The organism is Stenotrophomonas sp. 115C5 (genome assembly GCF_056861055.1).
The window spans coordinates 177,186-202,630 of the sequence record NZ_JBSPUQ010000005.1 but is presented as its reverse complement, the minus strand read 5'-3'; the positions used below and the strand labels follow the sequence as shown (position 1 = coordinate 202,630).

The window sequence follows — 25,445 nt, the reverse complement described above, 5'->3', positions numbered from 1 at the left end:
CTCAGCGCACCTTCAACGTAGCCAGGCCGATCAGCACGAGCACGACGGAGATGATCCAGAAGCGCACGATCACGCGCGGCTCCGGCCAGCCCTTCAGTTCGAAGTGGTGATGGATCGGCGCCATGCGGAACACGCGCTTGCCGGTCAGCTTGAACGAGGCGACCTGGATCATCACCGACAGCGTTTCGATGACGAACACACCGCCCATGATCACCAGCACCAGTTCCTGGCGGGTGATCACCGCGATCGTGCCCAGCACCGCACCCAGCGCCAGTGCACCGATGTCGCCCATGAACACCATGGCCGGATAGGTGTTGAACCACAGGAAGCCCAGGCCCGCACCGGCGATGGCCGCGCAGATGATGACCAGCTCGCCGGCGCCCGGGATCTGCGGGATCTGCAGGTAGTTGGCGAACACCACGTTGCCCGAGGCGTAGGCGAACACACCCAGCGCGCAGGCCACCAGCACGGTCGGCATGATCGCCAGGCCGTCCAGGCCGTCGGTCAGGTTCACCGCGTTGGAGAAGCCGACGATCCAGAAGTAGGCGATGGCCACGAAGCCGATGCCGGCCAGCGGCAGCGCGATCGACTTGAACATCGGGATGTAGAAGGTCAGCGCCGCCGGCACGTCGGCCGTGTAGAACAGGAACAGGCCCGCGGCCAGGCCGAAGATCGACTGCAGCAGGTACTTCCAGCGCGACTTCAGGCCGTTCGGGTCGCGGCGGACGATCTTGATCCAGTCGTCGTACCAGCCGATGGCGCCGAAGCACAGCATCACCGCCAGCACCAGCCACACGTAGCGGTTACGCAGGTCGGCCCACATCAGCACCGACAAGGTGATGGTGAGCAGGATCAGCGAACCGCCCATGGTCGGCGTACCGGCCTTGGAGAAATGGGTCTGCGGACCGTCCTTGCGGATCGGCTGGCCGCCCTTGAACTGGGCAAGCTTGCGGATCATCGCCGGGCCAAGCCACAGCGACAGGAACAGGGCCGTCAGCGCGGCAAGGATGGCGCGGAACGTCTGGTAGTTGAACAGCCCGAACAGGCTCTCCAACTGCTGCAACCATCGAGCCAGTTCATACAACATGCGGGGATTCCTCTCCTTGCGCCAGCAGCGCTTTGACAATCGTGTCCATGGCGCTGCCACGGGAACCCTTGACCAGGCAGCGCACGCCGGCGTGCAGCTCGTCCTTCAGCGCCTGCGACAGCGCGTCATGGGTGGCGAAATGACGGCCGCCTTCGCCGAAGGCAGTGGCGGCAGCGGCGCTGAGCGGGCCCAGCGCATACAGGCGCTTGAGGCCAGCAGCGCGCGCGCGGAGCCCCGCCTGCGCGTGCAGTGCCTCGGCGTCCGGACCCAGCTCGCGCATGTCGCCCAGCACCAGCCAGCCTTCTTCTGGCGCCGCGGCCAGGGCGTCGATGGCCGCAGCCAGCGAACCGGGATTGGCGTTGTAGCTGTCGTCCACCAGCACCGCGCCGTTGCGCAGCTGATGGGCGATCTGGCGGCCCGGCACCGGCTGCGCTTCGGCCAGGCCGGCCGCAATCAGCGCCAGATCGACACCAGCGGCCAGCGCCAGGCTGGCAGCGGCCAGCGCATTGCTGACGTTGTGGCGACCCGGCAGGCCGAGCACCACGCGCGCTTCGCCGGCCGGCGAAACCAGGGTGAACTGGCTGCCCTGCGCACCGGCGCGGATGTCGCGCGCGGTCACGTCGGCGGTATGTTCCAGGCCATAGCGCAGCACGCGGCAGCGCGGCAGAGTGCCGACGAAATGCTGTTCGAACCAGCGGCCGTAGGCATCGTCGGCGTTGATCACCGCCACACCATCGGCCGGCAATGCGGCATAGATCGCGCCCTTGGTCACCGCCACGCCGAGCAGGCTGCCCATGCGTTCCAGGTGCGCCGGGGCAATGTTGTTGACCAGCGCATAGCGCGGGCGGGCGATGTCGGTCAGGTAGGCAATGTCGCCCGGCTTGCCGGCGCCCATCTCGTAGACGGCGTAGTCGGCATCTTCCGGTGCATCGATCACCGCCAGCGGCAGGCCGATCTCGTTGTTGCGGTTGCCCGGGTTGGCGTAGACCACCTTGTGCGCGTGCTGTGCCATCTGCTGCAGGATCGACAGCAGCAGGCTCTTCACGCTGGTCTTGCCGTTGCTGCCGGTGATCGCGAACACCTCGGTGCCGCGGTCACGCTGCATGCCGGTGGCGATCTTCGCCAGCGCCAGTTCACTGTCGGCCACCAGCACCTGCGGCAGCTCGATCGGCAGCAGGCGCTCGACCAGCAGCGCACTGGCACCGCGCGCCTGCGCGTCGGCGGCGAAATCATGGCCGTCGAAACGCTCGCCGCGCAGCGCCACGTACAGGCTGCCCGGACCGAGGCTGCGGGTGTCATTGCTGACCGCATCGATGGCCACGTCGTCGCCGTGGATCTCGCCGCCGGCCCAGTGTGCGATCAGCGAAAGCAGGGTGCGCTTCATGCGATGCCCTCCCCGGCCTGTGCGGCTAGAACACCGGCCTTGGCCGCCAGTGCAGCGGCGGCCACTTCGGTGTCGTCGAAGTCATGGCGTACGCCATTTACTTCCTGGTACGGCTCGTGGCCCTTGCCGGCAATCAGGATGATGTCGCCGGCACCGGCGCGCTTCACCGCCAGGCCGATCGCACGCGCGCGGCTGCGCTGCACGGTCACGGCATCGGCGTTCTGGAAGCCGGCCAGGATGTCTGCCACGATCACGTCGCCATCTTCGCCACGCGGGTTGTCGTCGGTGACGATGACCTGGTTGGCCAAGCGCTCGGCAATCGCCGCCATCTGCGGACGCTTGCCGGTATCGCGCTCGCCACCGCAGCCGAACACGCAGAACAGCGCGCCGTGCAGGTGGCCATGCAGGCTGTCCAGCGCCTGTTCCAGCGCGTCCGGGGTATGTGCGTAGTCGACCACCACGGTCGGCAGGCCGTCTTCGCCGCCCAGGCGGTTCATGCGGCCACGGATCGGCTGCAGTGCCGACAGCACCTCGGCGATGCGCGGCAGCGGCTGGCCCTGTGCATGCAGGGTGCCGGCCACGGCCAGCAGATTGTCCACGTTGAAGCGGCCCAGCAGCGGCGACTGCACTGCGGCGCGCTGGCCGTCGATGACCAGCTCAAAGGCGATGCCACGGCCATCCAGCTGCAGCGCTTCAGCGCGCACGCTGGCATCGCTGGCACCACGCGAGCTCAGTCCGATCGGCTGCACGCCCGCCGGCAGGCCGGCAAACAGCTGGCGGCCGAAGGCGTCGTCAAGATTGATCACCGCGGCCTTCAGGCCCGGACGATGGAACAGCCGCGCCTTGGCCGCGCCATAGCTGGCCATGTCGCCGTGATAATCCAGATGGTCGCGGGTGAGGTTGGTGAACACCGCCACGTCGTAGTGCACGGCGTCGACGCGGCCCTGGTCCAGCGCGTGCGAGCTGACTTCCATCGCCACCGCGCGCGCACCGGCGTCGCGCAGCTGCGCCAACAGCGCGTGCATCTGCAGCACCAGCGGCGTGGTGAAGCCGGTCGGTTCAACTGCGCCATAAAGTCCGGCGCCCAGCGTGCCGATACTGCCACTGGGCGTGCCGAGCAGGTGCCAGGCCTGGGCCAGCAGCTGCACGGTGGAAGTCTTGCCGTTGGTGCCGGTCACGCCGACCATCGCCATCGCCCGCGACGGTGCGCCATGGAACTGGTCGGCCATCGCGCCCATGCGCGCACGCAGGCCCGGTACCGCGATCGCATCGGCCGGGGCCGGCAGTTCGGCGGGCGCCGGCGGTTCGAACAGGATGGCGCCCGCGCCGGCCGCACGGGCCTGCTCGACAAAGCCCAGGCCATGGGCGCCGAAACCGGCGATGGCGACGAAGGCATTGCCGGGGCGCACGGCGCGGCTGTCCAGCACCAGGCCGGTCAGAACGGGATCATGGCCCGCCAGGGCCACGTCCGGAAGCAACTGCGAAAGCAACATCGAAGGACTCATTGCGTGCCTCCCGTAGCGGGGGGCGTCTGGGCGTGCGCGCTGGGCAGCGCAGCATCGAATTCAGCGGCGGCATCCACCGGCAACGCGGCTTCTGCCGGCGGCGCGGGCAGGATCGAGGCCGAATGGCCGACCTTGCCGGACTGCTGCGCGGCCAGCCACGACTGCAGGTCGTCCAGCGGCACGTCCATCAGGCGCAGGGTGCCTTCCATCACGTTGTGGTAGACCGGCGCCGACACCAGGCCACCGTAGAACTTGCCGGCCTGCGGGTCGTTGATGACGATGACGGTGGCGAAGCGCGGGTTGGTGGCCGGCACCACGCCGGCAAACAGCGCGTTGTAGTGGCCGCGCTCGTAGCCACCCGGGCCGGCCTTTCGCGCGGTACCGGTCTTGCCGGCCACGCGGTAACCCAGCACCGCCGCCTGCTTGGCGCCGCCCTGGGTGACCACCGTTTCCATCATCGCCACCACCTGCCTGGCGACGTTCTCGTCGATGATCTGCTGGCCTTCATTGCGCTGGCCCTTGACGAAGGTCGGCGCGATCAGACGACCGCCGTTCGCCAGTGCCGAATAAGCGGTAGCGATCTGCAGCGGCGTCACGTTCAGGCCGTAGCCGTAGGACATCGTGGTCTTGGTGGTGCCCGACCAGCGTGCCGGGCGCAGCACCACGCCACCGGACTCACCCGGGAAACCGCTGTGCGGTACCGAGCCGTAACCGAAGCGGCGCACGCCGTCATAGAACACCTGGTCCGGCATCTTCGCCGCAACCTTGGCCGCGCCCACGTTCGAACTGCGGGTGATCACGCCGGTCACGTTCAACACGCCGTTGTTGCGCGGCACGTCGCGGATGGTGAAGCGGCCCAGGGTCATGTAACCCGGGTTGGTATCGATGATGGTGTCCTTGGTCACCGCACCCGCCTGCAGCGCGGTGGCGATGGTCAGCGGCTTCATCGTCGAACCCGGCTCGACCAGGTCGGTCACCGCGCGGTTGCGGCGGGTGTCCGGAGCCGCACCACCGACCGAATTCGGGTTGTAGGTCGGCAGATTGACCATGGCCAGGATCTCGCCGGTGGTCACGTCCATGATCACCATCGAACCGCCTGCCGCCTTGTTGGCCACCAGCGCGTTGCGCAGTTCCTTGAACGCCAGGTACTGGATGCGGCGATCGATGCTGAGGGTCAGGTCCTTGCCCGGTTCAGCAGCGCGCAGCAGATCGCTTTCGACGGTCTCGCCCTTGCGGTTGCGGATGACCCGCTTGGCACCGGCCTTGCCGCGCAGCCATTCGTCGAACGCCAGCTCCAGGCCTTCCTGGCCGCGGTCGTCGATGTTGGTGAAGCCCAGCACGTGCGCCATCGCCTCACCCTGCGGGTAGAAGCGGCGGAACTCGCGCTGCGCGGCCACGCCCGGAATCTTCAGCGCGACCACCTTTTCTGCCTCGTCCGGATTGATCCGGCGACGCAGGTACATGAATTCCTTGTCCGACTTCTGCGACAGGCGGCTGCTCAGCTCATCCACCGACATACCGACCGCCTGGGCCAGCTCCGGGATACGCTCGGGCGAACGCAGCAGGTCCTGCGGGTTGACCCAGATCGAGGCGACCGGCGTGGATACCGCCAGCGGCTCGCCGTTGCGGTCGGTGATCATGCCGCGCGAGGTCTTGATCGGCAGTTCGCGCAGGTAACGGGCCTCGCCCTGGCGCTGGTAGAAGTCGCTGTTGATGATCTGCACGTAGGCGGCACGACCGACCAGCGACACCGAGCACAGGCCGAGCGCCAGCGCGACCCAGCGCAGGCGCTGGCGCAGGTTGAAGGCGTTGCGCGGGCGGTTGCGGCCGGTCTTGCTCATGGCCGCACCACCACGATGTCGGCGGCCTCGGGGAACTTCATGCCGAGCTTCTCGCGGGCGATGCGATCGACACGGTTGGCTTCGGCCAGGGTCGCCTGCTCCAGCTGCAGGCGGCCGAATTCCAGATTGATGTCATCGCGCTTGCGCTCGGCGCGCGACAACTCGATGAACGTCTGCCGGTGACGGTGACGCACGAACACGACGCCGATCGCCGAGGCCACGGTGGAAGCCAGCAGGATGATCAGCAGCAGCCGGCTCATGCATCGGCCTCCCGCTTCTGGGCCACGCGCAGCACGGCGCTGCGGGCGCGCGGGTTGGCGGCCAGCTCTTCGTCGGTGGCCTTGATGGCACCGCCGATCAGGTCCAGCGTCGGCACGAACGCGACCGCCTCGGGCAGGCGGCGGTTGGCCGGCGGCGCCTTGGCCAGGCGGTTCATGTACTGCTTGACGATGCGGTCTTCCAGCGAATGGAAGCTGATCACCGCCAGGCGGCCACCGGGCTTGAGCCGTTCCACCGCCGCATCAAGCCCGGCTTCCAGATCGGCCAGCTCGCGGTTGATGTGGATGCGGATGGCCTGGAAGCTGCGCGTGGCCGGGTGGATCTTGTCTTTCCCACGCGGCATCACCGAGGCGATCAGCTCGGCCAGTTCGGCGGTGCGGGTGAACGGCTGCTTCTCGCGGCGGGCCACGATGGCGCGGGCGATGCGGCGGCTCTGGCGTTCTTCGCCGTAGGTCCACAGCACGTCGGCGATCTCGCGGTCTTCCACGCGGTTGATCCACTGCGCGGCGCTTTCACCGCTGTCCGGGTCCATGCGCATGTCCAGCGGGCCGTCCTTGCCGAAGCTGAAGCCACGTTCGGCCACGTCCAGCTGCGGCGACGACACGCCCAGGTCGAACAGCACGCCGTCCAGGCCTTCGGCCGTCGCATCCCACTGCAGCAGCTGGGCGAAGCTGCCGCGGAAGATGGACACGCGCGGGTCCGGCGCGAAATCGCGCTCGGCAACGGCGATGGCTTCCGGATCCTTGTCCATGACCAGCAGGCGCCCCTCGGGACCAAGCTGGGTGAGCACGCCACGTGCATGACCGCCACGACCGAACGTGCCATCCAGATAACGTCCGTTTTCGATCACCCTCAGGCCTTCGATGACCTGGGTGTACAGGACCGGCAGGTGCACCGCCGGCGACTGCGACACCGGAAGGTGACCGGCCTGCGCTTCTGGGCGCATCCGGGCACCCCGGCTCACAACTTCAGGTCGAGCAACCCATCACCCAGATCCTCGTCAGACAACGTCTGCTGGATCAGGGCCCGATGCGCCTGCTCGCTCCACAATTCGAACTTGTCGCCCATACCGAGCAATACCGCCTTCTTCTCAATGCCCACCGCACCGCGGTGGCTGGCGGGGATGCTGATGCGACCGTTGCCGTCCAGCTCCAGATGGGCGGCCGAGCCGACCAGCTTCTGCTGCAACAGGCGCACGACGCGCTGGGTGTTGGGCTTGGACATGACGTCGTCGCGGACCCGCTCCCATTCCGACTCTGCATACAGCCACAGGCAGCCGGCTTCGAACGGGTTGTAGGTCAGCACGAGACGGTTGTTGCTGGCGCGCGCGACGAGGTCGCGGTAAGCGGTGGGAACCGCCATGCGCCCTTTATCGTCAACTGTGATGGCCGTCTCGCCCTGGAACACGACGCGTGCACCTATCCTTCGCCCGGTGAAACATTGAACCACGAAAACCCACAAAACACCCGGATTTCCCTCTGATGCCCACCTTAGCAGCGGCCGAAGGGTTGTCAACAACTTTTCAGCGGGGAAATCGCCAGCCGCATCAATGGCTTGCAACAACCTTTAGAGAATTGTTCAAGGCTTATCCACAAGTTGCTGATCCGTCTCAATTTTTGAGATTGAACGGAAGTTCAGGGCTGTGGACAGCGCGTGAAACATCGCCCGCGCATTCATCCAAAACGGGCCGGAAGCGGCGCCAGACTGCGCAAACCGTGCACAATGAAGCCATGTGCCTGCTCGCTCTTGGCTGGATGCACCACCCGCGCTGGCGGCTGGTGATGACCGGCAACCGTGATGAGTTCCACGCCCGCCCGACGGCGGCGCTGGCCCCCTGGCAAGATGAGACCTCCGTCATCGGGGGGCGCGACCTGCGCTCCGGCGGCGGCTGGGCCGGCGTCGGTGCCGGCGGCCGCATGGCGGTGGTCACCAATGTCCGCGATCCGCTGGCCGCCCAGACCGGTCCTTCACGGGGCGCGCTGGTGGCCGACTTCCTGCGCGGCCGCGACCCCGCCGCCGTGCATATCGACCGACTGGCAACGGTGGCCGGCGCCTACGCCCCATTCAACCTGCTGCTGGCCGACGGCCACAGCCTGGAGTTCCTGGGCAACCACCCTGCCGAGCGCCAGCGCCTGGGCCCGGGCGTGCATGGCATGTCCAACGGCGCGCTGGACGCGCCCTGGCCGAAGACCCGGCGGCTGATGGCTGCGCTTGAAGCCTGGTTGGAGGCCGACGATGAGGACCTGACCGCGCTCTGGGCCGCCCTGGCCGACGAACATCGCCCCGCCGACGGCGACCTGCCCGACACCGGCATCGGACTGGAACGCGAGCGCTGGCTGAGCCCGGCCTTCATCCGCGGTGACGACTACGGCACCCGCGCCAGCACGATGCTGCTGATCGATGCCGAAGGGCACGGGCAGATCCACGAGCGTCGCTTCGGCCCGCAGGGTGTCGCCCTCGGCCAGAGCCAGGTCGATTTCTGACCCTGTACCTGTTTTCTGTGTCTATAAATGTCTGCACGCACGCCACACGATGACCCGGCGCGGTTCTGCCGCGCGCCTCACCGATCCACAGGGAGTCATCGATGCGCCGTGTTCTCGTACTTGTCGTCACCCACCTGCTCACCCTCGGCCTGGGCTTCGGCCTGGGCATCTACCTGCTGCCGATCCTGATCGCTCCCGACGACCCGCCGGTCGCGCAGGTACAGGCGGCGATGGGCGACGCCCGTTACCACACCACCTTCCGCCGCGACCTCAAGGGCAGCGACGCCGTGCACTGGGCCGACGGCAAGGTCAGCGTCAGCCCGCGCCAGGTCGCGTTCGACGGCAAGATGGGCCCGGGGCCGGACTACAAGGTCTACCTCGTGCGCGACTTCGTCGACAACAAGGCCGATTTCCTGAAGATCAAGCCGCAGGCCCAGCGCATCGGCGAGGTGAAGACCTTCAACCGTTTCCTGGTGGACGTGCCTGAAAGCGTCAACGTGGACGACTACACCACTGTGGTGGTGTGGTGCGAACGGTTCGAGCAGTTCATTTCCGCCGGGCAGTACCGCACGCCGGGTTGAACAACACCCCAAGCATCTGGGCGGAGAGCAGCCGAGCATGACTCGGCTCTACTGTAGAGCCGAGCCATGCCCGGCTTACCGTAAGAAAGAGGCGGAGCCGGCCGATAAGCCGGGTTCTGTCGTGGACAGTCATTCCTCTAGGCGTTACGTCACCGCAACGCTCAAGCAACCTACCCGGATCCAACGCGGGCCGCGCCAAAGGATCCCTATTTGGTCTTGCTCCAGGTGGGGTTTGCCGTGCCGGTCTGTTGCCAGACTCGCGGTGCGCTCTTACCGCACCATTTCACCCTTACCGGCCTTCCGAAGAAGACGTAGGCGGTATCTTTCTGTTGCACTTTCCGTCGGCTTGCGCCGCCCAGGCGTTACCTGGCACCTTGCCCTATGGAGCCCGGACTTTCCTCGGCACCCCCGAAGGGATGACGCGACTGTCTGGCCGGCTCCGCCAGCGCTCATTCTAGCCTACGCACGCCCTTCCTGCCGCGTTGATCGCGACGTGCGGTTCATCCATCCACGCATGGCGTGGATCTACCGATCGCGCTGCCCCGGGGATGCCGATCCCGCTGCTCTGGTGGGTGCGGATTCCGCTCTGGTGGGTGCGGACCTTGGTCCGCACCATCCACTCGCCGTAGCCGGCGATGTTCCTTTTTGTCGGTCGATATTCAAAACACCCGACGTTATGGAACAATGCCGTCATGGGAAACGCTGAGGCCAAGGCACGAAAGCTATTGCGACGCGCAGGCACCCTGCGCGCCCGCGAACTGGTGACCGCGGGGATCGCCCGCGCCCAACTGACCCGCCTGGTCGAGGCAGGTGCACTCATCCGGTTGTCCCGTGGCGTCTACGCGTTGGCGGAAAGAAACAGCGATGACACCGATGATGGGCTGCGGGTCATCGCAGAACGCCTGCCGCACCCCCGTCTATGCCTGTTGAGTGCCCTGCGCCTGCATGGCCTGACCACCCAGGCGCCATTCGAACGCTGGGTCTCCATCGGCAACAGCGACCGCGCTCCGCGGATCGATTGGCCGCCCCTTCGTGTGGTCCGCATGTCGGCAACGACCCTCAATGCGGGGCTGGAAGAACGTCGCGTAGGCAGACGCCTCATATACGTCAGCAATGTAGCGAAAACCGTCGTCGATTGTTTCAAGTTCCGCAATCTCGTAGGACTTGATGTCGCACTTGAAGCCCTGCGTGACGCGCTTCACAACCGTGCGACCACGCCGGATGCGCTGATGAAGTATGCGCGGATCTGTCGCGTTGCCAGACTGATGAGACCGTACCTCGATGCCCTGGCGTGACCCACTCACCACCACTCCCCCAGCGCGTTGCTTCCATCCGGCAACGGCTGCTCGATCGCGCGCGCAGCCGAGGCGAGGACTTTCAGTTCGTGCTGGACAGGTTCGCCGTTGAGCGCCTGCTCTACCGTCTCTCCACTTCCCGATACCGCGATCAGTTCCTGCTGAAGGGCGCCATGTTGTTCGCCGTGTGGTTTGACATGCCCCATCGCCCCACACGCGATGCAGACTTTCTACGATTCGGCACTGCAGATCCCGACCATCTGCTGCACATCGCACGGTCGCTCTGCGCAATACCGGACGACGACGGCCTGTGCTTCGACCCAGGCAGCATCGCCATCGAGGCCACCCGCGAAGAAGCGGAGTATGAGGGGCTGCGAATGCGCCTGACCGCACATCTTGGCCGCTCGCGCTGCCACGTACAGTGGGACGTGGGGTTTGGCGATGCGGTGACTCCCCCACCGCAGGAAATCGCCTACCCGGTAATGCTGGATGACTTTCCCGCACCGTTCCTGCGCGTCTATCCACGCGAGACCGTGTTTGCCGAAAAGCTGGAGGCCATTGCGGCACTGGGCGTCGCCAACAGCAGGATGAAGGACTTCTTCGACTTGCTGGCACTGGTCCGCGAAGACGCCATGGATCGCCCGCACCTTGTTGCGGCCATTGGCGCGACGTTTGATCGACGAAGGACCCCGGCGCCGACGCCCTTGCCCTACGGACTGACTCAGTCGTTCGCCGCAGATACCCAGAAGCAGACCCAGTGGCGCGCCTTCCTGCGCAGGAATCGCCTGATCGCGCCGGATCTCTCTTCGGTGATTGCCGAGATTGCCGAGTATCTGGACACCCTCGACACAACCGTACAGTCCTGACGCCGCATGGCCTGGCGCTATCGGTTCCGCCCTGGTGGGTGCAGTCCCTGCCGCAGCCCATCCATCCACGCATGGCGTGGATCTACCGATTCACTGGACAGGGCCGACGAAACCCGCGCCGCTCTGGTGGGTGCGGATTCCGCTCTGGTGGGTGCGGACCTTGGTCCGCACGATCCATCAACTCCCGTACAACGCCTTGCGCGGCGCGCCGGTCAGCTCGGCCGCCAGTTTCGCCGCGGTCGACGGCGGCAGATGCTCGCTCAGCTTGGCGTAGACACGGCGGCCATGCGCCAGCTGCGCTTCCTCATCGTCGCCGGCGCCCTGCACCATCACCACGAACTCGCCCTTGCGCTGGTTCTCGTCGGCTTCCACCTTGGCCAGCAGGCCGGCCAGATCGCCATCGAGCACGGTCTCGAACATCTTGGTCAGCTCGCGCGCCAGCACCGCCGGGCGCTCGCCCCCGAAGATCGCCGCCATGTCGGCCAGCGATTCGGCGATGCGGTGCGAGGATTCGTAGAACACCATCGTGCGCACTTCACCCGCCAGCGCCTGCAGCCGGTCGCGGCGGCCGCTGGCCTTGGCCGGCAGGAAACCTTCGAAGCTGAAGCGGTCGCTGGGCAGGCCGGCCACGCTCAGCGCGGCGATGGCGGCGCAGGCGCCCGGGATCGGGCTGACCTTGATGCCGGCCGCACGCGCAGCACGCACCAGGCGGAAACCGGGGTCACTGACCAGCGGGGTGCCGGCATCGCTGACCAGCGCCAACGACTCGCCGGCCTGCAGGCGCGAGACCAGGCGCTGCGACAGGGCCTCTTCATTGTGTTCATGCAGGGCCACCAGCGGCTGCTGGATGCCGAAATGGGACAGCAACTGGCCGCTGCGGCGGGTGTCCTCGGCACAGATGGCCGCCACCGAACGCAGCACCTCCTGCGCGCGCGGGCTCAGATCGGCCAGGTTGCCGATCGGGGTGGCGACGACGTACAGGGTTGGGACACTCATTTCAGCGGTACTCACGGGGCAAGGGTAGAATCGTAGCGTGTACCCGGCCAAGGCCGCTGCCCTCATCGCATGGACCCGATCATGAACAAGCCCGCCGCACGGATCTCCGCCCTGTCGCTGTCGCTGATGCTGCTGGCCGGCTGTGCCACCACCAGCCTGACCAGCGCGCCCGAATCGCCGGCCCAGAGCCAGGCGCTGGCGCTGATCGAACAAGGCAAACCGCGCGACGCCGCCCTGCAGCTGGAAGCGCTGGCCGCAACCCTGAAAGGTGGCGCCCGCAGCAACGCCCTGGCCGATGCCGCCTGGGCCTGGCACCTGGCCGGCGACAGTGCCCGCGCGCGCAGCCTGCTCGGCCAGCTCACCGCCCGCCAGCTGTCCGGCGCCAGCCTGCAGCGCTACCAGCTGACCGGCGCCGAGCTGGCACTGGCCGACAAGCAGCCGGCGCAGGCCCTGGCCCTGCTGAAGGAACAGGGCGACAACGTCTTCCCCGCGCTGCGCACGCGCTGGCACGTAGCCCGCGCCAACGCGCTGCAGGGCACCGGCGATGCCTTCGGTGCCGCCACCGAGCGCGCCCGCGCCCACGCCAGCCTGACCGGCAGCGCACGCAGCGAGAACCAGGCCGCCATCGCCGGTCTGCTCGGTACGCTTGACGACGCCACCCTGCGCAGCCGTGCCGCCGCGCTGCCGGCCAACGACCCGCTGTACAACTTCGCCGGCCGTGCGCTGATCGCGCGTGGCCTGCCGCTGCCGCGCCCGTTCGACCGCGATGGCGCCGCCCAGTTCGATACCAGCAAGCGCCCGCCGGCCATGAGCGACGGCTACCGTCCGCCGGCCAAGCTGGCCGTGCTGCTGCCGCTCAGCGGCCGCCTGGCCACCGCCGCGCAGCCGGTGCGCGATGGCCTGCTGGCCGCGTACTACGGCGAGACCCGCCGCCGCCCGGACATCAACTTCATCGACACCGCCGGTACCCCGGCTGGTGCGCTGGCCGCCTATGACAAGGCCGTCGCCTCCGGCGCCGACTTCGTGGTCGGCCCGCTGGGCCGTGACGAAGTGGATGCGGTCTATGGCCGCCAGCAGCTGCAGGTACCGGTGCTGGCCCTGAACCGTGGCAAGGACGCGCCGCCAGCCGGCAGCGCCGGCTTCTCGCTGGCGCCGGAAGACGACGGCATCGTCGCCGCCGAATATCTGCGCGGCCGCGAGCGCGGCAAGGCGCTGGTGATCAACAGCGCCGACGACACCGGCCGCCGTGCCGCCGCCGCCTTCGCCCAGCGCTTCGCCCAGCGTGGCGGCCAGGTGGTGGCCACCGTCGGCGTCAGCGACGCGGTTGGCGATGTCGGCGCGCAGGTGCGCAATGCCGGCCAGGTCGATGCCGTGTTCCTCGCCGTGCGCGCGCCGCAGGCCCGCCTACTGGCGCCGCAGCTGGCGCTGGCCGGTGCCGGTGGCGCCACCCGCGTGGGCACCTCGCAGCTGACCGTCGGCAGCGGCAAGGTGGAAGAAGACGTGGCGCTGGACGGCATCGTCTACCCGAACGAAGCCTGGAACGTGCGCAGCGTGTCCGGCCTGCCCTCGGCCAGCCAGGTGGCCAGCACCCTGCCCAGCGCACGCGGTGCCGCCGGCCGCCTGTTCGCCTTCGGCGCCGATGCCTGGAAGATCACCGCCTACCTGGACAAGCTGTCCAACGAAGGCGGCCTGGACGGCGCCACCGGCACCCTGTTCCTGGACAGCAACGGCAACATCCTGCGCCAGCCGGCCTGGTCCACCTTCAATGGCGGCCGGCCGATGCCGATCGTCGGTGGTCGCTGAGCGCAGCCAACGGGGCTCGGCGGTGGAAGCCGCCGCCGAGCAGCATCTGCAACAGGCCGGACTGCAGCCGCGTGCGCGCAACGTGCGTTATCGCGGCGGTGAACTGGACCTGGTGATGGACGACGCTGGCACCGTGGTATTCGTGGAAGTGCGTTACCGCGCGCGATCCGATTTCGGTGGCGGCGCGGCCTCGGTGGATGTGCGCAAGTGCCGACGCGTGGCACATGCCGCGTTGCTGTACCTGCAGGACCATCCCGCGCTTGCCGATGCGCCCTGCCGTTTCGATGTGGTGGAAGCCACGGGCGAACCGCCGCAGTTGAACTGGCTGCGCGATGCGTTCCGGCTGGATGATTGCTGATGTGTACCGTCCGCTCTGGTAGAGGCCGACCTTGGTCGGCGCTTCTGGGCCTTGGTAGATGCCAACCTTGGTTGGCGCTTCTGTGCCAACCAAGGTTGGCATCTACCAGAGCGCAGCCTGGCCGGCACGACCATGGTGCGTGACTGATGCCGTCGATCATCACCCATGCCGCTGTACCGCTGGCGCTGTGGTGCGCCGCCGATCGCGGCCGCATTCCGGCATGGCTGCTAGCTGCGGGTGTGGTCGCCGCGATGCTGCCCGACGCCGACGTGCTGGCCTTTGCCCTGCGCATTCCCTATGCCGATGCATTCGGCCATCGCGGTGCCAGCCATTCGTTGTTGTTTGCCTGCGTGCTGGCGGTGTTGGCCGCGGTGTGGGCGTTCTTTGGTAGCGGCCGACCTTGGTCGGCACCACACAGCTCCGGTAGTCGCCGACCTTGGTCGGCGGTTTCGTGCCAACCAAGGTTGGCACCTACCAAGCGAGGGCCAACGTTGGCGTCCACCGTACAGGCGGCGACGTTCGTCTTCATCTGCGCCGCCAGCCATCCCCTGCTCGACGCGATGACCTCCGGCGGCCTCGGCGTGGCCCTGGCCTGGCCGTGGAGCGAACAACGCTTCTTCGCCCCGTGGCGGCCGATCCGCGTTTCACCCTTCGCGCCGCAGTTCTTCAGTGCGCGCGGCATCGCCACCCTGCTTTCTGAACTGCGCTGGGTCTGGCTGCCGCTGGCCGCCGCCGTTGTTGCCTGGAAACTGATCCAACCCGCCCCTGCCGTCCCGCGAGATCCGTCATGAGTACTGCCCTGCCCGCTGCCCTGGTTGCCGAACTGTCTGCCCTGCTGGGCGCGGAGGGCTGGCGCACGGATGACAACGCACTGGAGGCGAACGCGCAGGACAACTCGTGGCGCCGTCAGCGCCCTGCCGCCGTCGCGGTGCCCGCCAGCGTCGAACAGGTGCAGGCGCTGGTGCGCGCGTGCCGTGCGCATGGCGTGGCACTGGTCGCGCGCGGCGCGGGCACCGGCACCACCGGTGCTGCCGTGCCGTTGCCGGGCAGCATCGTGCTGTCGTTCACCCGCATGGACCGCATCGTGGAGATCCGTGCCGGTGATCGCTGCGCCGTGGTGCAGCCGGGCGTGCTCAATGGAACGCTTCAGCAAGCCCTGGCACCGCACGGCCTGTTCTGGGCGCCCGATCCTTCCAGCGCGGAGATCTGCAGCGTGGGTGGCAACCTGGCCTGCAACGCCGGTGGCCCACGCGCGGTGAAGTACGGCACCAGCCGCGACAACGTGTTGGGCCTGGTGGCCGTCACCGGCACCGGCGAGGTGATCCGCTGCGGGGGTGCCTACACCAAGGATTCCACCGGCTACGACCTCACCCACCTGCTGGTGGGCAGCGAAGGCACGCTGGCGCTGATCGTGGAAGCCACCCTCAAGCTGACCCCGCTGCCGGTCAGCCAGGCCGGTCTGCGCGTGCTGTACCGCGACGCCGACGCGGCGGCGGCAGCGGTATCTCGTCTGATGTCGCAGCCGGTGGTGCCCACGCGCCTGGAATTCATGGATTCACGCAGCCTGGAGCTGTTGCGCCTCAATGGTGCTGACGTACCCGAGGCAGGCGCGATGCTGCTGGTCGAAGCCGATGGCGACCACGACACCCTGCCCTACCTGCTGCAGGCACTGGCCAGCGCTGCCGAAGGCGACGGCATGATCGAACTGGACGTGGCAATGGAAGGCCGCGCACGCGACCAGCTGTGGGCCGCGCGCAAGGCGCTTTCACCCGCACTGCGTACCGTCGCGCCCGGCAAGATCAATGAAGACGTGGTGGTGCCGGTGTCGCGCATTCCGGAGCTGGTGGCTGGCGTGCAGGCATTGGCACGCGACTACACGCTGACCATCGTCACCTTCGGTCATGCCGGCAACGGCAACCTGCACGTCAACATTCTTTACCACCCGGACGATGCCGACGAGAACGCACGCGCGCATGCCGCGCTGCCGAAGATCTTCGAGCTGACGCTGGCATTGGGCGGCACGTTGTCGGGAGAACACGGCATTGGATTGGCCAAGCGCGATTTCATGGCACAGGCGTTCAGCCCGGCCACGCTGGCGACGATGCGCGCGATCAAGACCGCACTGGACCCGGATGGAATTCTCAACCCGGGCAAGGTGCTGCCGCCGGTGTGATGCGCGCCGAGCATGGCCCGGCGCTACCAAGGCGTGCACTGTAGAGCCGAGCCCACGCTCGGCTGCTCTTCGTTCAGATCACGATGCACCCGCGCTTCGCGCGGTGAGCCGAGCATGGGCTCGGCTCTACAGAGGTCCGCGTGCCGGAAGGGTTGGGGTCGGATCCCATTGCCAAGCAATGGGCTCCGACCCCGGCACGCCCGCTTACCAGGCCATGCGCACGCCCACCTGGCCACCCACGTTGCGGTAGCCATGGTCACCGCGCTGAACACTCAGCCCGCCCCATGCGCCCCAGCGCTGGCCCAGCTTCAACTCGGCACCGGCCTGCATTTCATAGCGATTGCGCGGCACATCCGCGCCCAGCGTGTCATCGTTGAACTGCAACGTGCTGGTACCGCTGCCGCGCAGCCAGTTCACGCCCAGGTACGGCTGCACGGTGTTGCCACCCGCAATGCCATGGCCGAACACGCGCACGCCCAGGCGCCCGCTCAGGCCACCGGCATCCGCATGGTCGACAACCGTGCCATTGCTCTCCACGTGGCGATCCGCGCGATAGCCTGCATACGTCAGCTGCAGCTGCGGCTGCACGTAAAGTGCACTGCCAGCCCCCTGCCACACATTGAAGGTATGGCCCACTTCCAGTGACGCAGTGGCCACACGCGCATCATAGTGCTCCGGCTCCAGACCGATACCCTGCACACGGTTGTCGAAGCGGCCGAACTGCATGGTCGCATCCACATAGGCACCGCCGGTGCCTTCCGCATCCTGCATCCAGGTGCCGTACACACCCACGGCGGTACCACGCACGCGGCCGGTGGCGGTGTAGCCGGTCAGATCCGAGGCGACACGATTGTCAGCACGGCCATTGCCCAGCATCACACCGAACGTGGCATTGCCACGTCGCAGCAGGTCACTGCCGATCTGCAACACCGACGTATTGCCATCCACCGACAGCTGGCCACCCACCGCAGTGAAGTCCGCATTGCCACGACCCACGCGTGCCCAGGCAGTGCGCTCACCCGTGAGGGTGCCGGTGCGATCATGCATCCGGTGCACGAACATGTTCACTGCGGCGGACTGGTTCGCCAGATAGGCACCGGCTTCCGGGCGCAGCACCGGCGGCGGCCGGATCGGATCGACGATTCCGCCGCCGCCCCCGCCTTCACCCGGATCCGGACCCGGGCCTGGGTTCACCACGCAGCCCGGCGCCGCCGGGTCGTCTTCGCAGACATCAAACCACTGCGAGCGCAGGTACCAATGGCCATCGGTGGGATCGGCCAGACCGCCTTGGAACAGGAAGTACTCGTACGAACCGCCCACCGCACGCCCGGTCAGCGCATAGCTGGCCAGCGATGCGCCGTCCACTTCGATCAGCTGGATGCCATCCACAGTGGGCGCCCCCACACCGCCGATGTTCCTCACCGCAATCAGGGCATCACCGGAGGCATCACCACGCACAAGCAGGTGGTCGATGGCCGAATCATCGCCAGCCAGCGCGCCCTGGAACAGGAAGGTGGCGCCCTCGCTGTGCAGGTCACCTTCCACCGTGAGCGTATTGAAGCGGCCGCTGCCATCGGACAACGCCACCACGCTGTCGCGCGCCTGCAACTCGCCCACGGTCGCATCGCCGGTCAACGTCCATTGGCTGCCGCTTTCAAGCGCAAGCGTCTGCACCAGATTGGAAGACCCCTGCCACAGCGCGCCATCCGCCAGGCGCACGTGTACATCGGACTGCGGCACCAGTCCGGCGTCTTCGTCCTCGGGCGTGATGACGATATCGCCGTGCAGCTGCGAGCCCCCTTCCAGCGCCACGTCGAAGCGGCCGGCCACGGCAGCATCCAGTGCCAGGCCGATGCCGTTGCCACCGGACACCACCACACCGTTACTCAACGTCAGCACTGGATCGCGGCTGCTGCGCAACCAGATGCCACCGTGCTGCGCACTCACCAGCGAGCCGCCGTCGATGCTCATCTGGCCGTTGTCGTTGATCACCGCCGCCCAGGCACCTTCACCTTCGGTGCGCACGTGGGTATTGGCCAGCGTCATTTCGCCCCTGCCCCCCGACAACACACCGTGTGAATTGATGCCGGTGGTGCGCACCACGCTGTCTGCAAGGTGTACGGTGCCGCCAAGGCGGGCGATCGCACCAATGGCGCCGTCGCCTTCGGTAAGAATATCGATCATGTTGCCGTTCGCTATTGGTGCAGCAGATACACCGCCTTCGGCATACAACCCATGACCGTTCTGGCCAAGGGTCCGCAACCGGCTGCCGGTAACCTGCGCGGTACCTCCCAGCACCGATATCGCCTGCCAATAGGTGCCATTGGCCGTGATGGTCGATCCGTCGACTACCAGATCGCCATTCGTCACTCGAATGCCAACGCCATTGCGAGTGGTGATGAACGAATCGGTCACACTCGCAACCACATCGCGCTGGTTCATGTCGATGCCGATCGACACGCTGTCGAGCCGGCTGCCGTGCAGGGTAAGGTCCGCGCCTTCGGTCATATGGATGCCGAAGTGACCGGACAGCTCCACCCCATCCAGGCGCAGCACGCCGCCGCCACCGGTGGCGAAGCTGACCGCGGTGGCGTTGTCGCCACGTGCATGCACGCTGCCTCCGCGCATCTCAAGCTCACCGCCGACGAACAATCCCATTCCGGAGCGCTCGTGGGTCAGATCGATGGCGACATCTTCCAACACCACCTTGCTGCCCAGCCCCACCAGCACGCCCGATGCACCGGCGCCGCTGCCATCTATCCGCGCCGAGCGCAGGGTGACATCGCTGCCACCCTGCGCCCACACCCCATGGCCTGCCCCCGCCACAGCGATCTGCAGACGTTCGGCCAGCAGTGTTCCATCACGCACGTCCACCCCATTGGACTGGTCACCAAGAATCTCGATCGCGCTGTCGCGCACTACTGCCTGCCCCTGCTGCACGCTGATGCCATGGGCCAACCCGCCACGGGTAGTGATCCGCACGTTGTCCAGTGACAGCGCACCGGACAGCGCTTCCGCCCCCGACGCTGCCGTGCCGCGCGTTTCGATATGCGTTCCGCTGGCGTGAACCTGGCCGCCATTGGCGGCGGAAAGGCCGGCAGCACCATAGCCGGAGGTCAAGACGCTGCCCGCCTGCAGTTCGATACGACTTCCCGCACCCTCGGCGCGTGCAGCGGCAGCACGCAGCCCTTCGGTAATCAAATTGACCGGCCCGGTTGGAATGAGGCTGCCACCGTTGATGGCAAGGAACGCATGCCCACCCGGATTGCCCGGCTCCACCGGATCAGTGGTGCGGTAATCGCCTGCAGCCGGGTTCTGTTCGTCGCCATCGGCGATGACCTGCTGTGCCATGGCGACCGACGACGCCAGGGCGGCGGACAACCCCACGGCAAGCAGATGGGGGCGGGGAAGTACACGACGCATGCGGGGGACGCTCCAATGGAAGGGCCCATACCGTAGGAAGCGGCCGCAATGGCGCCTATCGAATTGGTTGCATACCGCAGCCGCTGCGTCGTCCTGTCGCGCCCAAGTACGGACCGGATTCACTGTGCTGAACATCGGCCGACCCGAGCGTCCAGACGGCCAGCGCTTTGCAACTAATTGCATGGGCCGGAGCCGTGCCCGCGGCCAGAATTCGTGCCGATCAAGACACAGGTTGCCTGCTTAGGCTCATCACGCGCGCTTCACGCGAAGAGGTCGAAAAGGCCACATCCGTGAACGAGCGCCTGAACGACTCCCTGTGTCGACTCTTTCCCAGAAAGGACAAGACCATGAACCGTCATCGCACCCGCACTGCTCATCCTCATCAACGCCCGCTGGCGCGTGGCATCGTCCTCGCACTCTGCATGCTGCCGCTGGCCGGCGCCTGGGCCGGTGATCTGGACGGTACCGTTGGGTTGGTCAACAACGGCGACCCGATTGAAGAGTGGACACTGCGCAACAACGCGGTGTTGACAGTGGTCGGTGGGCAGACCAACAGCATCCGTGCGGTTGATTCACTCGTGTACATGTCAGATGCCACCATCAACCGCAGCGGCTCCTACCAGCGTGCTGTCGAGCTGGATGGCACGGCGAGCCTGCAGTCGGAACGCAGCACGTTGCGTGGCGGCGGCATCTTGGTCCAGGGCTCCTCGTCGGCGCACCTGATCGGCAGCCGCATTCTTGTCACCGCTGCCGACGGCCTGCTGCCAAGCAATCCACTCAGCATCGGCCTGACGCTGGGCAGCACCCCCGGCGGCATTCCCTTGCCCGGCGCCTGGTCTGTTCTGGATTCCACCTACGTACGTGTGGAAGACACTGCAGGCGGCAGCGATATTGCCAGTGGCTTGGGCGTGCGCATGGAAAATGGGCGCGTGAACATCGTCAATGGCTCGGAAATCGACGCCGACAACGTGGGGGTGTTGATGTACGGCTCGATCCATACGCCCGACACGCTACGTCTGGGTATTGACGGTTCCACTATTCGCTCCGGGCGCGGCGCGGCGATCCGCGTGGGCGCCGACGAGGCTGCCGACTTCGAGATCACCGTGGCAAACGGTGCACGGTTGATCGGGGGGAATGGCAACCTGCTGCAGGTGGACTCGCTTACCGGTAGCAGCACGCCGGGGGCCAGCCATGTGCGCTTCAACGTGGATGACGCGCGCCTGATCGGCAATGTCAGCTTCGATGCCGCAACGGTTGATGGCAGCCTGGACGTCTTCCTGCGCAACAAGGCGCAGATCGACGGCCGCTTCATCAACGTCACCAGCGCCACCATCGATACCGACAGCGCCTGGCTGATGACCGGCGACAGCAGCGTGGGCCATCTCACCCTGGGCGCCGGCGGTACTGTGGCGCTGGGCAATGGCAGCAGCTTCAACACCCTCAGCCTGGACGAGTTCACCGGCAACGGCGGCACCCTGTTGTTCAACACCCAGCTGGGTGACGACGCCTCGCTGACCGACACGCTGGTGATTGCTGGTGATGCCAACGGCCAGGCCAACGTGCGCGTGCTCAATGCTGGCGGTGCTGGTGCCAAGACCGATCGCGGCATCGAGCTGATCGATATCGGCGGCGCCTCCAACGCGCAGTTCGATCTGGTCGGCCGCGCCGTGGGCGGCCAGTACGAGTACTTCCTGGTGAAGGACGCCAACGGCAACTGGTACCTGCGCTCGGAACTGGCGACCACGCCGGACCCGTGCCTGGCCGACCCGACCCTGCCGCAGTGCAAGCCGATCATTGATCCGATTGATCCCATCGACCCGATCACGCCTATCCCGATCCTGCGCCCGGAGACCGGCGCCTACCTGGCCAACCAGTTCGCGCTCGACCAGATGCTGCGCCACAGCTACCGCGATCGCCAGGGCGGCGCCGCGGCGGCGGAGGGCATCCGTGGCTGGGCCCGCGTGGACGGCACCCAGAGCAAGCTCGGTGCAGTGGATGACCAGCTCGACCTGCGCGTGGACCGCTCGCGCCTGCAGCTGGGTGCGGACATCGGCGTATTCGATGACGGCCGTGGCCGCGTCGGCGTGATGGGCACCGCCGCGCGCAGCAGTGCTACCTCGCGTTCGGACGTGACCGGTTTCAGTGCACGTGGCAAGGTGGAAGGCGGCGCGCTGGGCGTGTACGGCAACTGGGCCAACGATGCGATGTATATGGATGCCAGCGTGCAGCGCGGCCAGTTCCGCAACCGTGTGCAGGGCGAGGGCCTGGCCGAGGAGCGCTACGACTCGGACATCTGGCAGTCGTCGCTGGAAGCCGGTTACCGCTTCGGCATCGGCCAGATCGGCAACACCGCGCTGAGCCTTCAGCCGGAGGTGCAGCTGATCTACACCGACGCGAAGACCGACGTGCATACCGAGACCAACGGCACCGTGGTGCGTGCGCACGGCAACAGCGGTCTGTCCGGCCGTGCGGGCCTGCGCCTGCAGGGTGAATCGCGCTCGGCAGCGGGTGCCTCGGTCAGCCCTTATCTGGCGGCCAACTGGTACCGCGATGGCGCCGGCAATGGCATCGCCTTTGACGACGAAGTGTTGAAAGCTGGAATTCCGCGCAACCGCTATGAACTGAGTGCAGGTGCACGGGTGGAATTCCGTTCCGGTTTCAGTGCGTGGGGCGGGTTTGGGGTGATGCGTGGTGACAGTGGGTATCGCGAGGCGAATGCCAATCTGTCTGTGGCCTACAACTGGTAATGAAGTGAAAGCGGCGCCGGAGCAATCCGGCGCTGCTCCACTGTGCACGATGCGCATTCTGTAGAGCCGAGCCCACGCTCGGCTGCTCTCCGATCAGATCGCGAAAAGCGCCGCGCTTCGCACGGTAAGCCGAGCATGGCTCGGCTCTACAAGAACGCTGCACGAATGCTGACGCATTCGCCTCACTGGCGTACAGCTGGCAATGAAACGGCAACGGCGATCTCCCACAGACGGGGAGCCGCGCTTCCCTCAGTGATCCAACGGCGTCAACGTTTCGCCCGTAACGACCCTCCCCCCACGCATGAAAGAAGGCATAACTCATTGCCCGCCTTCTAGAATGCCCGTGATTCAACTGCAGCAACAACCCGCTGTCGCTTTTGACCTTGAGCGCCGCACGTTTCCGCTCATAGACTCGCGGCCCGCTGGATCCCCGAGCGCGGAGTCGTGCATCGCAGCACTTCCTGGTCCATCTGACCACGCCAGGCTTCAGCCATCTTCCCAACCACTGGCATCTCATATGAAATGCGCGACCAGCCTTCTCCTGCTCCTATCTATTGGCCTTCTTACGGCATGCGATGCCCGCCCACATACGCGCGGCTACATCTATCCAAATGACCGCTATCTGGAGGAAAACGTAGCGAAGTGGAACAGTACGGTCGACACGGTTAACACGTGGAACGACGGCCCATGGGCGGAAGAGTTCTATGAAGCAATTGATAACGGAGGTGACCTCTCCAAGTTTCGCTTTCGACTGCAGAATGCACACAAGGACGCCGTCGAGAGGCGAACCGCTGCAGAACGCATGACACATCGCTCCGAGGCAGCTGATCTGCACCAGCATCTACTCACATCACTGCATAGCGTCGAAGACATGTTCTCGATCATGGTGGCCATGGCAGAGCTTCCAGAAGGCTACACCACAGAACAATCCGCATCGCTTCTGACTCGTTTGAAATCCGCCATCGAGCGCATGGATACAGATCTACAGCAGCTGAGTGACGCCCAAGACGCCTTCGCCAAGTCAGAGAAGATCCAGCTCACGACAAGCGACCCAACCAGCCGCTAGACCCGATTCGCCGGCTGATGCAACGGCGTTGAAGACCGATCAACTTGCAACTTGTTGTATCGCATACGCCAAACAGGCTCGATACGCTCTGCGACCGGCCCATCATCCAATCTCAATATGATCAGTCTTGCGCTACGCCCCTTTCGTCTTTTCGCCTGTTTCAAAGGGCGATCATCACGACGCGAGTTCTGGCTCTTCTTTCTTCTTCAGTTCATGGTCAGCGTGTCGTTCATCGCGATCGCCGCATACACCTCCCGCCGATTTCCGCCAGGCGCCCTGGGAGAAGGCATGCGATTGAGCGATCTTCTTGCATACGTCTGGTTTGGCTACATTGTTTTCAGCCTTGTACCGTTCTATGCACTTGTCGCACGCAGATTTCGGGATCTCGGGCAATCTGGGTGGATGAGCCTGACGTTCATGATCCCAGCGATTGGCCCGGCCTTTGTACTACTGAACATGCTTCGCCCTGGCCAGGAAGGCGATAACCTCTATGGAGCTGCACCGCGCAATTGATTTGGATGGCTCTCGCCAACCTGTCGGTAGCCTGCAACGGGTAATGAAACGAAAACGGCGCCGGAGCAATCCGGCGCCGTTCCACTGTGCGCGATGCGGTTTCTGTAGAGCCGAGCCATGCTCGGCTGCTTTCCCGTCAGGTCACGCAAAGCGCCGCGCTTCGCGCGGTAAGCCGAGCATGGCTCGGCTCTACAAGGACGCTGCGCGAATGCTGACGCATTCGCCTCACTCGGCATGACTACCATTCGCGTGCATGCAGATTGCAACAACTTTGAATTTGAAACTTTTCTGATTGGTACAGCGGTACCTTCGTGCGCATCATGTGTCCGCCACCGAGAACGGGTGGCACGGGCTTGCAATCCCGTTAGGTTGATGTGTTTGGTTACGCTTGCCTGTCGGCGTCGCTCGTCCCTCGGGCGACGTCGACAGGCATTCCGTCCGCGTTTACATGGCGGGCGGTGCGTGGGGGCCTCGTGCCCGCCGGCGCTTTTACATCAACCTCCGGTATTGCAACCACGCACCGTCCGCCACCCTCGCTGTTAAGCGGGGTGGCCCCTTGCTTCGCACACAAGGACGCCGCCATGACCACATCACACTATCCCCACCTGTTCGCCACTCTGGGCGAGGCCGCCACGCGCCTGCCCGACGATCTGGCGCGCACGCTGGAAAGCACCTTCGCCGCACTGCAGGAAGGCGAAGCGCCCGGCACCATCACGCTGCTGCATTGCCTGCAGCACATCCGCCAGGGCGACGCCGCCGATGGGCAACCGTGGCCGGGCAAAGGCCGTACGCCGGGGCAGCGGCTGGCACTGGCGCGCATCGACCGCGCCAATGCCGGGCTGACATTTCTACTTGAACTGCTGCACGCCACCGAGCGCGTGCGCGTGGATGGCGAGATCAGCCAGCAGGTGGACGATGACGCGCGCGAGGGGTTGCTGCTGGCGTGCCGGGGGTTGGCCGAGTATGTGGATGTGCAGCTGCACGCAGCTTAGCGGCTTCTGTAGAGCCGAGCCCATGCTCGGCTTGCCCGGAACCTGACCGAAGA

Annotated in this window: 21 protein-coding genes and 1 other RNA gene; 12 read left to right on the top strand and 10 right to left on the bottom strand. The window is 66.2% G+C overall.

What is annotated here, in order from left to right; all coding sequences use genetic code 11:
- Position 1: 1 nt before the first annotated feature.
- The 7 genes from mraY to mraZ are packed head-to-tail and all read right to left on the bottom strand — an operon-like array spanning position 2 to position 7,503.
- A complete protein-coding gene (gene mraY / locus AC13FN_RS09085) occupies positions 2 to 1,087 on the bottom strand; it encodes a phospho-N-acetylmuramoyl-pentapeptide-transferase (protein WP_010481929.1) in 1,086 nt (361 codons plus the stop codon).
- A complete protein-coding gene (locus AC13FN_RS09080; RefSeq protein WP_281055949.1) occupies positions 1,077 to 2,471 on the bottom strand; it encodes a UDP-N-acetylmuramoyl-tripeptide--D-alanyl-D-alanine ligase in 1,395 nt (464 codons plus the stop codon). The genes mraY and AC13FN_RS09080 overlap by 11 nt, the downstream gene beginning before the upstream one ends.
- Positions 2,468 to 3,976: a UDP-N-acetylmuramoyl-L-alanyl-D-glutamate--2,6-diaminopimelate ligase gene (locus tag AC13FN_RS09075; protein ID WP_312394000.1), complete on the bottom strand. Its 1,509-nt coding sequence runs from the start codon at positions 3,974 to 3,976 to the stop codon at positions 2,468 to 2,470. The genes AC13FN_RS09080 and AC13FN_RS09075 overlap by 4 nt, the downstream gene beginning before the upstream one ends.
- Positions 3,973 to 5,817, bottom strand: coding sequence for a peptidoglycan D,D-transpeptidase FtsI family protein (locus tag AC13FN_RS09070; protein ID WP_180836335.1), 1,845 nt, complete (start codon positions 5,815 to 5,817; stop codon positions 3,973 to 3,975). The genes AC13FN_RS09075 and AC13FN_RS09070 overlap by 4 nt, the downstream gene beginning before the upstream one ends.
- Positions 5,814 to 6,077 (bottom strand): cell division protein FtsL, encoded by a 264-nt coding sequence (ftsL, locus tag AC13FN_RS09065; RefSeq protein WP_005412242.1) that lies wholly within the window; start codon positions 6,075 to 6,077, stop codon positions 5,814 to 5,816. Before ftsL ends, AC13FN_RS09070 begins: the two co-directional genes overlap by 4 nt.
- Entirely contained in the window at positions 6,074 to 7,042 is a 969-nt protein-coding gene (gene rsmH / locus AC13FN_RS09060) for a 16S rRNA (cytosine(1402)-N(4))-methyltransferase RsmH (RefSeq protein ID WP_010481940.1), read from the bottom strand. The genes ftsL and rsmH overlap by 4 nt, the downstream gene beginning before the upstream one ends.
- A 14-nt stretch (positions 7,043 to 7,056) precedes the next feature.
- Positions 7,057 to 7,503: a division/cell wall cluster transcriptional repressor MraZ gene (gene mraZ, locus AC13FN_RS09055; protein WP_004143635.1), complete on the bottom strand. Its 447-nt coding sequence runs from the start codon at positions 7,501 to 7,503 to the stop codon at positions 7,057 to 7,059.
- A 323-nt stretch (positions 7,504 to 7,826) separates the two neighbouring features.
- Here mraZ and AC13FN_RS09050 point away from each other — a divergent pair, with 323 nt between their 5' ends.
- Together AC13FN_RS09050 and AC13FN_RS09045 are read left to right on the top strand one after the other, a co-directional pair.
- Complete coding sequence (locus AC13FN_RS09050) at positions 7,827 to 8,579, top strand: NRDE family protein (RefSeq protein WP_482984613.1); 753 nt, start codon at positions 7,827 to 7,829, stop codon at positions 8,577 to 8,579.
- Positions 8,580 to 8,680: 101 nt separating this feature from the next.
- The gene (locus tag AC13FN_RS09045; protein ID WP_053442516.1) at positions 8,681 to 9,160 is read left to right on the top strand and encodes a DM13 domain-containing protein; all 480 of its coding nucleotides are present in this window, start codon (positions 8,681 to 8,683) and stop codon (positions 9,158 to 9,160) included.
- An 89-nt stretch (positions 9,161 to 9,249) separates the two neighbouring features.
- On the opposite strand, the gene rnpB is transcribed toward AC13FN_RS09045, so the two are convergent.
- An RNA gene (rnpB, locus tag AC13FN_RS09040) (RNase P RNA component class A) lies at positions 9,250 to 9,601 on the bottom strand.
- Positions 9,602 to 9,795: 194 nt separating this feature from the next.
- On the opposite strand from rnpB, the gene AC13FN_RS09035 reads away from it, so the two are divergent.
- A complete protein-coding gene (locus AC13FN_RS09035) occupies positions 9,796 to 10,455 on the top strand; it encodes a type IV toxin-antitoxin system AbiEi family antitoxin domain-containing protein (RefSeq protein WP_312394049.1) in 660 nt (219 codons plus the stop codon).
- Positions 10,452 to 11,321 carry a nucleotidyl transferase AbiEii/AbiGii toxin family protein gene (locus AC13FN_RS09030; RefSeq protein WP_312394050.1) on the top strand — a complete coding sequence of 290 codons (870 nt, stop codon included), beginning with the start codon at positions 10,452 to 10,454 and terminating at the stop codon, positions 11,319 to 11,321. Before AC13FN_RS09035 ends, AC13FN_RS09030 begins: the two co-directional genes overlap by 4 nt.
- Before the next feature lie 177 nt (positions 11,322 to 11,498).
- On the opposite strand, the gene rsmI is transcribed toward AC13FN_RS09030, so the two are convergent.
- Positions 11,499 to 12,317, bottom strand: a complete 819-nt coding sequence (gene rsmI / locus AC13FN_RS09025; protein WP_312394053.1) for a 16S rRNA (cytidine(1402)-2'-O)-methyltransferase — start codon at positions 12,315 to 12,317, stop codon at positions 11,499 to 11,501.
- A gap of 81 nt (positions 12,318 to 12,398) precedes the next feature.
- Here rsmI and AC13FN_RS09020 point away from each other — a divergent pair, with 81 nt between their 5' ends.
- The 4 genes from AC13FN_RS09020 (at position 12,399) to AC13FN_RS09005 (ending at position 16,651) form a co-directional block, all read left to right on the top strand.
- Entirely contained in the window at positions 12,399 to 14,120 is a 1,722-nt protein-coding gene (locus AC13FN_RS09020) for a penicillin-binding protein activator (RefSeq protein WP_019661062.1), read from the top strand.
- Positions 14,110 to 14,478 (top strand): YraN family protein, encoded by a 369-nt coding sequence (locus AC13FN_RS09015; protein WP_026347139.1) that lies wholly within the window; start codon positions 14,110 to 14,112, stop codon positions 14,476 to 14,478. Before AC13FN_RS09020 ends, AC13FN_RS09015 begins: the two co-directional genes overlap by 11 nt.
- Positions 14,479 to 14,624: 146 nt before the next feature.
- Positions 14,625 to 15,269: a metal-dependent hydrolase gene (locus AC13FN_RS09010; RefSeq protein ID WP_312392519.1), complete on the top strand. Its 645-nt coding sequence runs from the start codon at positions 14,625 to 14,627 to the stop codon at positions 15,267 to 15,269.
- Entirely contained in the window at positions 15,266 to 16,651 is a 1,386-nt protein-coding gene (locus AC13FN_RS09005; protein ID WP_482984614.1) for an FAD-binding oxidoreductase, read from the top strand. The genes AC13FN_RS09010 and AC13FN_RS09005 overlap by 4 nt, the downstream gene beginning before the upstream one ends.
- 204 nt (positions 16,652 to 16,855) lie before the next feature.
- Here the strand turns inward: AC13FN_RS09005 and AC13FN_RS09000 are convergent, their stop codons facing one another.
- Entirely contained in the window at positions 16,856 to 20,074 is a 3,219-nt protein-coding gene (locus tag AC13FN_RS09000) for an autotransporter family protein (protein ID WP_482984615.1), read from the bottom strand.
- A 347-nt stretch (positions 20,075 to 20,421) separates the two neighbouring features.
- Here AC13FN_RS09000 and AC13FN_RS08995 point away from each other — a divergent pair, with 347 nt between their 5' ends.
- The 4 genes from AC13FN_RS08995 (at position 20,422) to AC13FN_RS08980 (ending at position 25,392) form a co-directional block, all read left to right on the top strand.
- Positions 20,422 to 22,821 carry an autotransporter family protein gene (locus AC13FN_RS08995; RefSeq protein ID WP_482984616.1) on the top strand — a complete coding sequence of 800 codons (2,400 nt, stop codon included), beginning with the start codon at positions 20,422 to 20,424 and terminating at the stop codon, positions 22,819 to 22,821.
- A 517-nt stretch (positions 22,822 to 23,338) separates the two neighbouring features.
- Entirely contained in the window at positions 23,339 to 23,887 is a 549-nt protein-coding gene (locus AC13FN_RS08990) for a hypothetical protein (RefSeq protein ID WP_482993495.1), read from the top strand.
- 117 nt (positions 23,888 to 24,004) lie between these two features.
- The gene (locus AC13FN_RS08985; RefSeq protein ID WP_482984618.1) at positions 24,005 to 24,400 is read left to right on the top strand and encodes a DUF805 domain-containing protein; all 396 of its coding nucleotides are present in this window, start codon (positions 24,005 to 24,007) and stop codon (positions 24,398 to 24,400) included.
- A 581-nt stretch (positions 24,401 to 24,981) separates the two neighbouring features.
- A complete protein-coding gene (locus AC13FN_RS08980; protein WP_171953843.1) occupies positions 24,982 to 25,392 on the top strand; it encodes a hypothetical protein in 411 nt (136 codons plus the stop codon).
- Positions 25,393 to 25,445 lie beyond the last annotated feature (53 nt).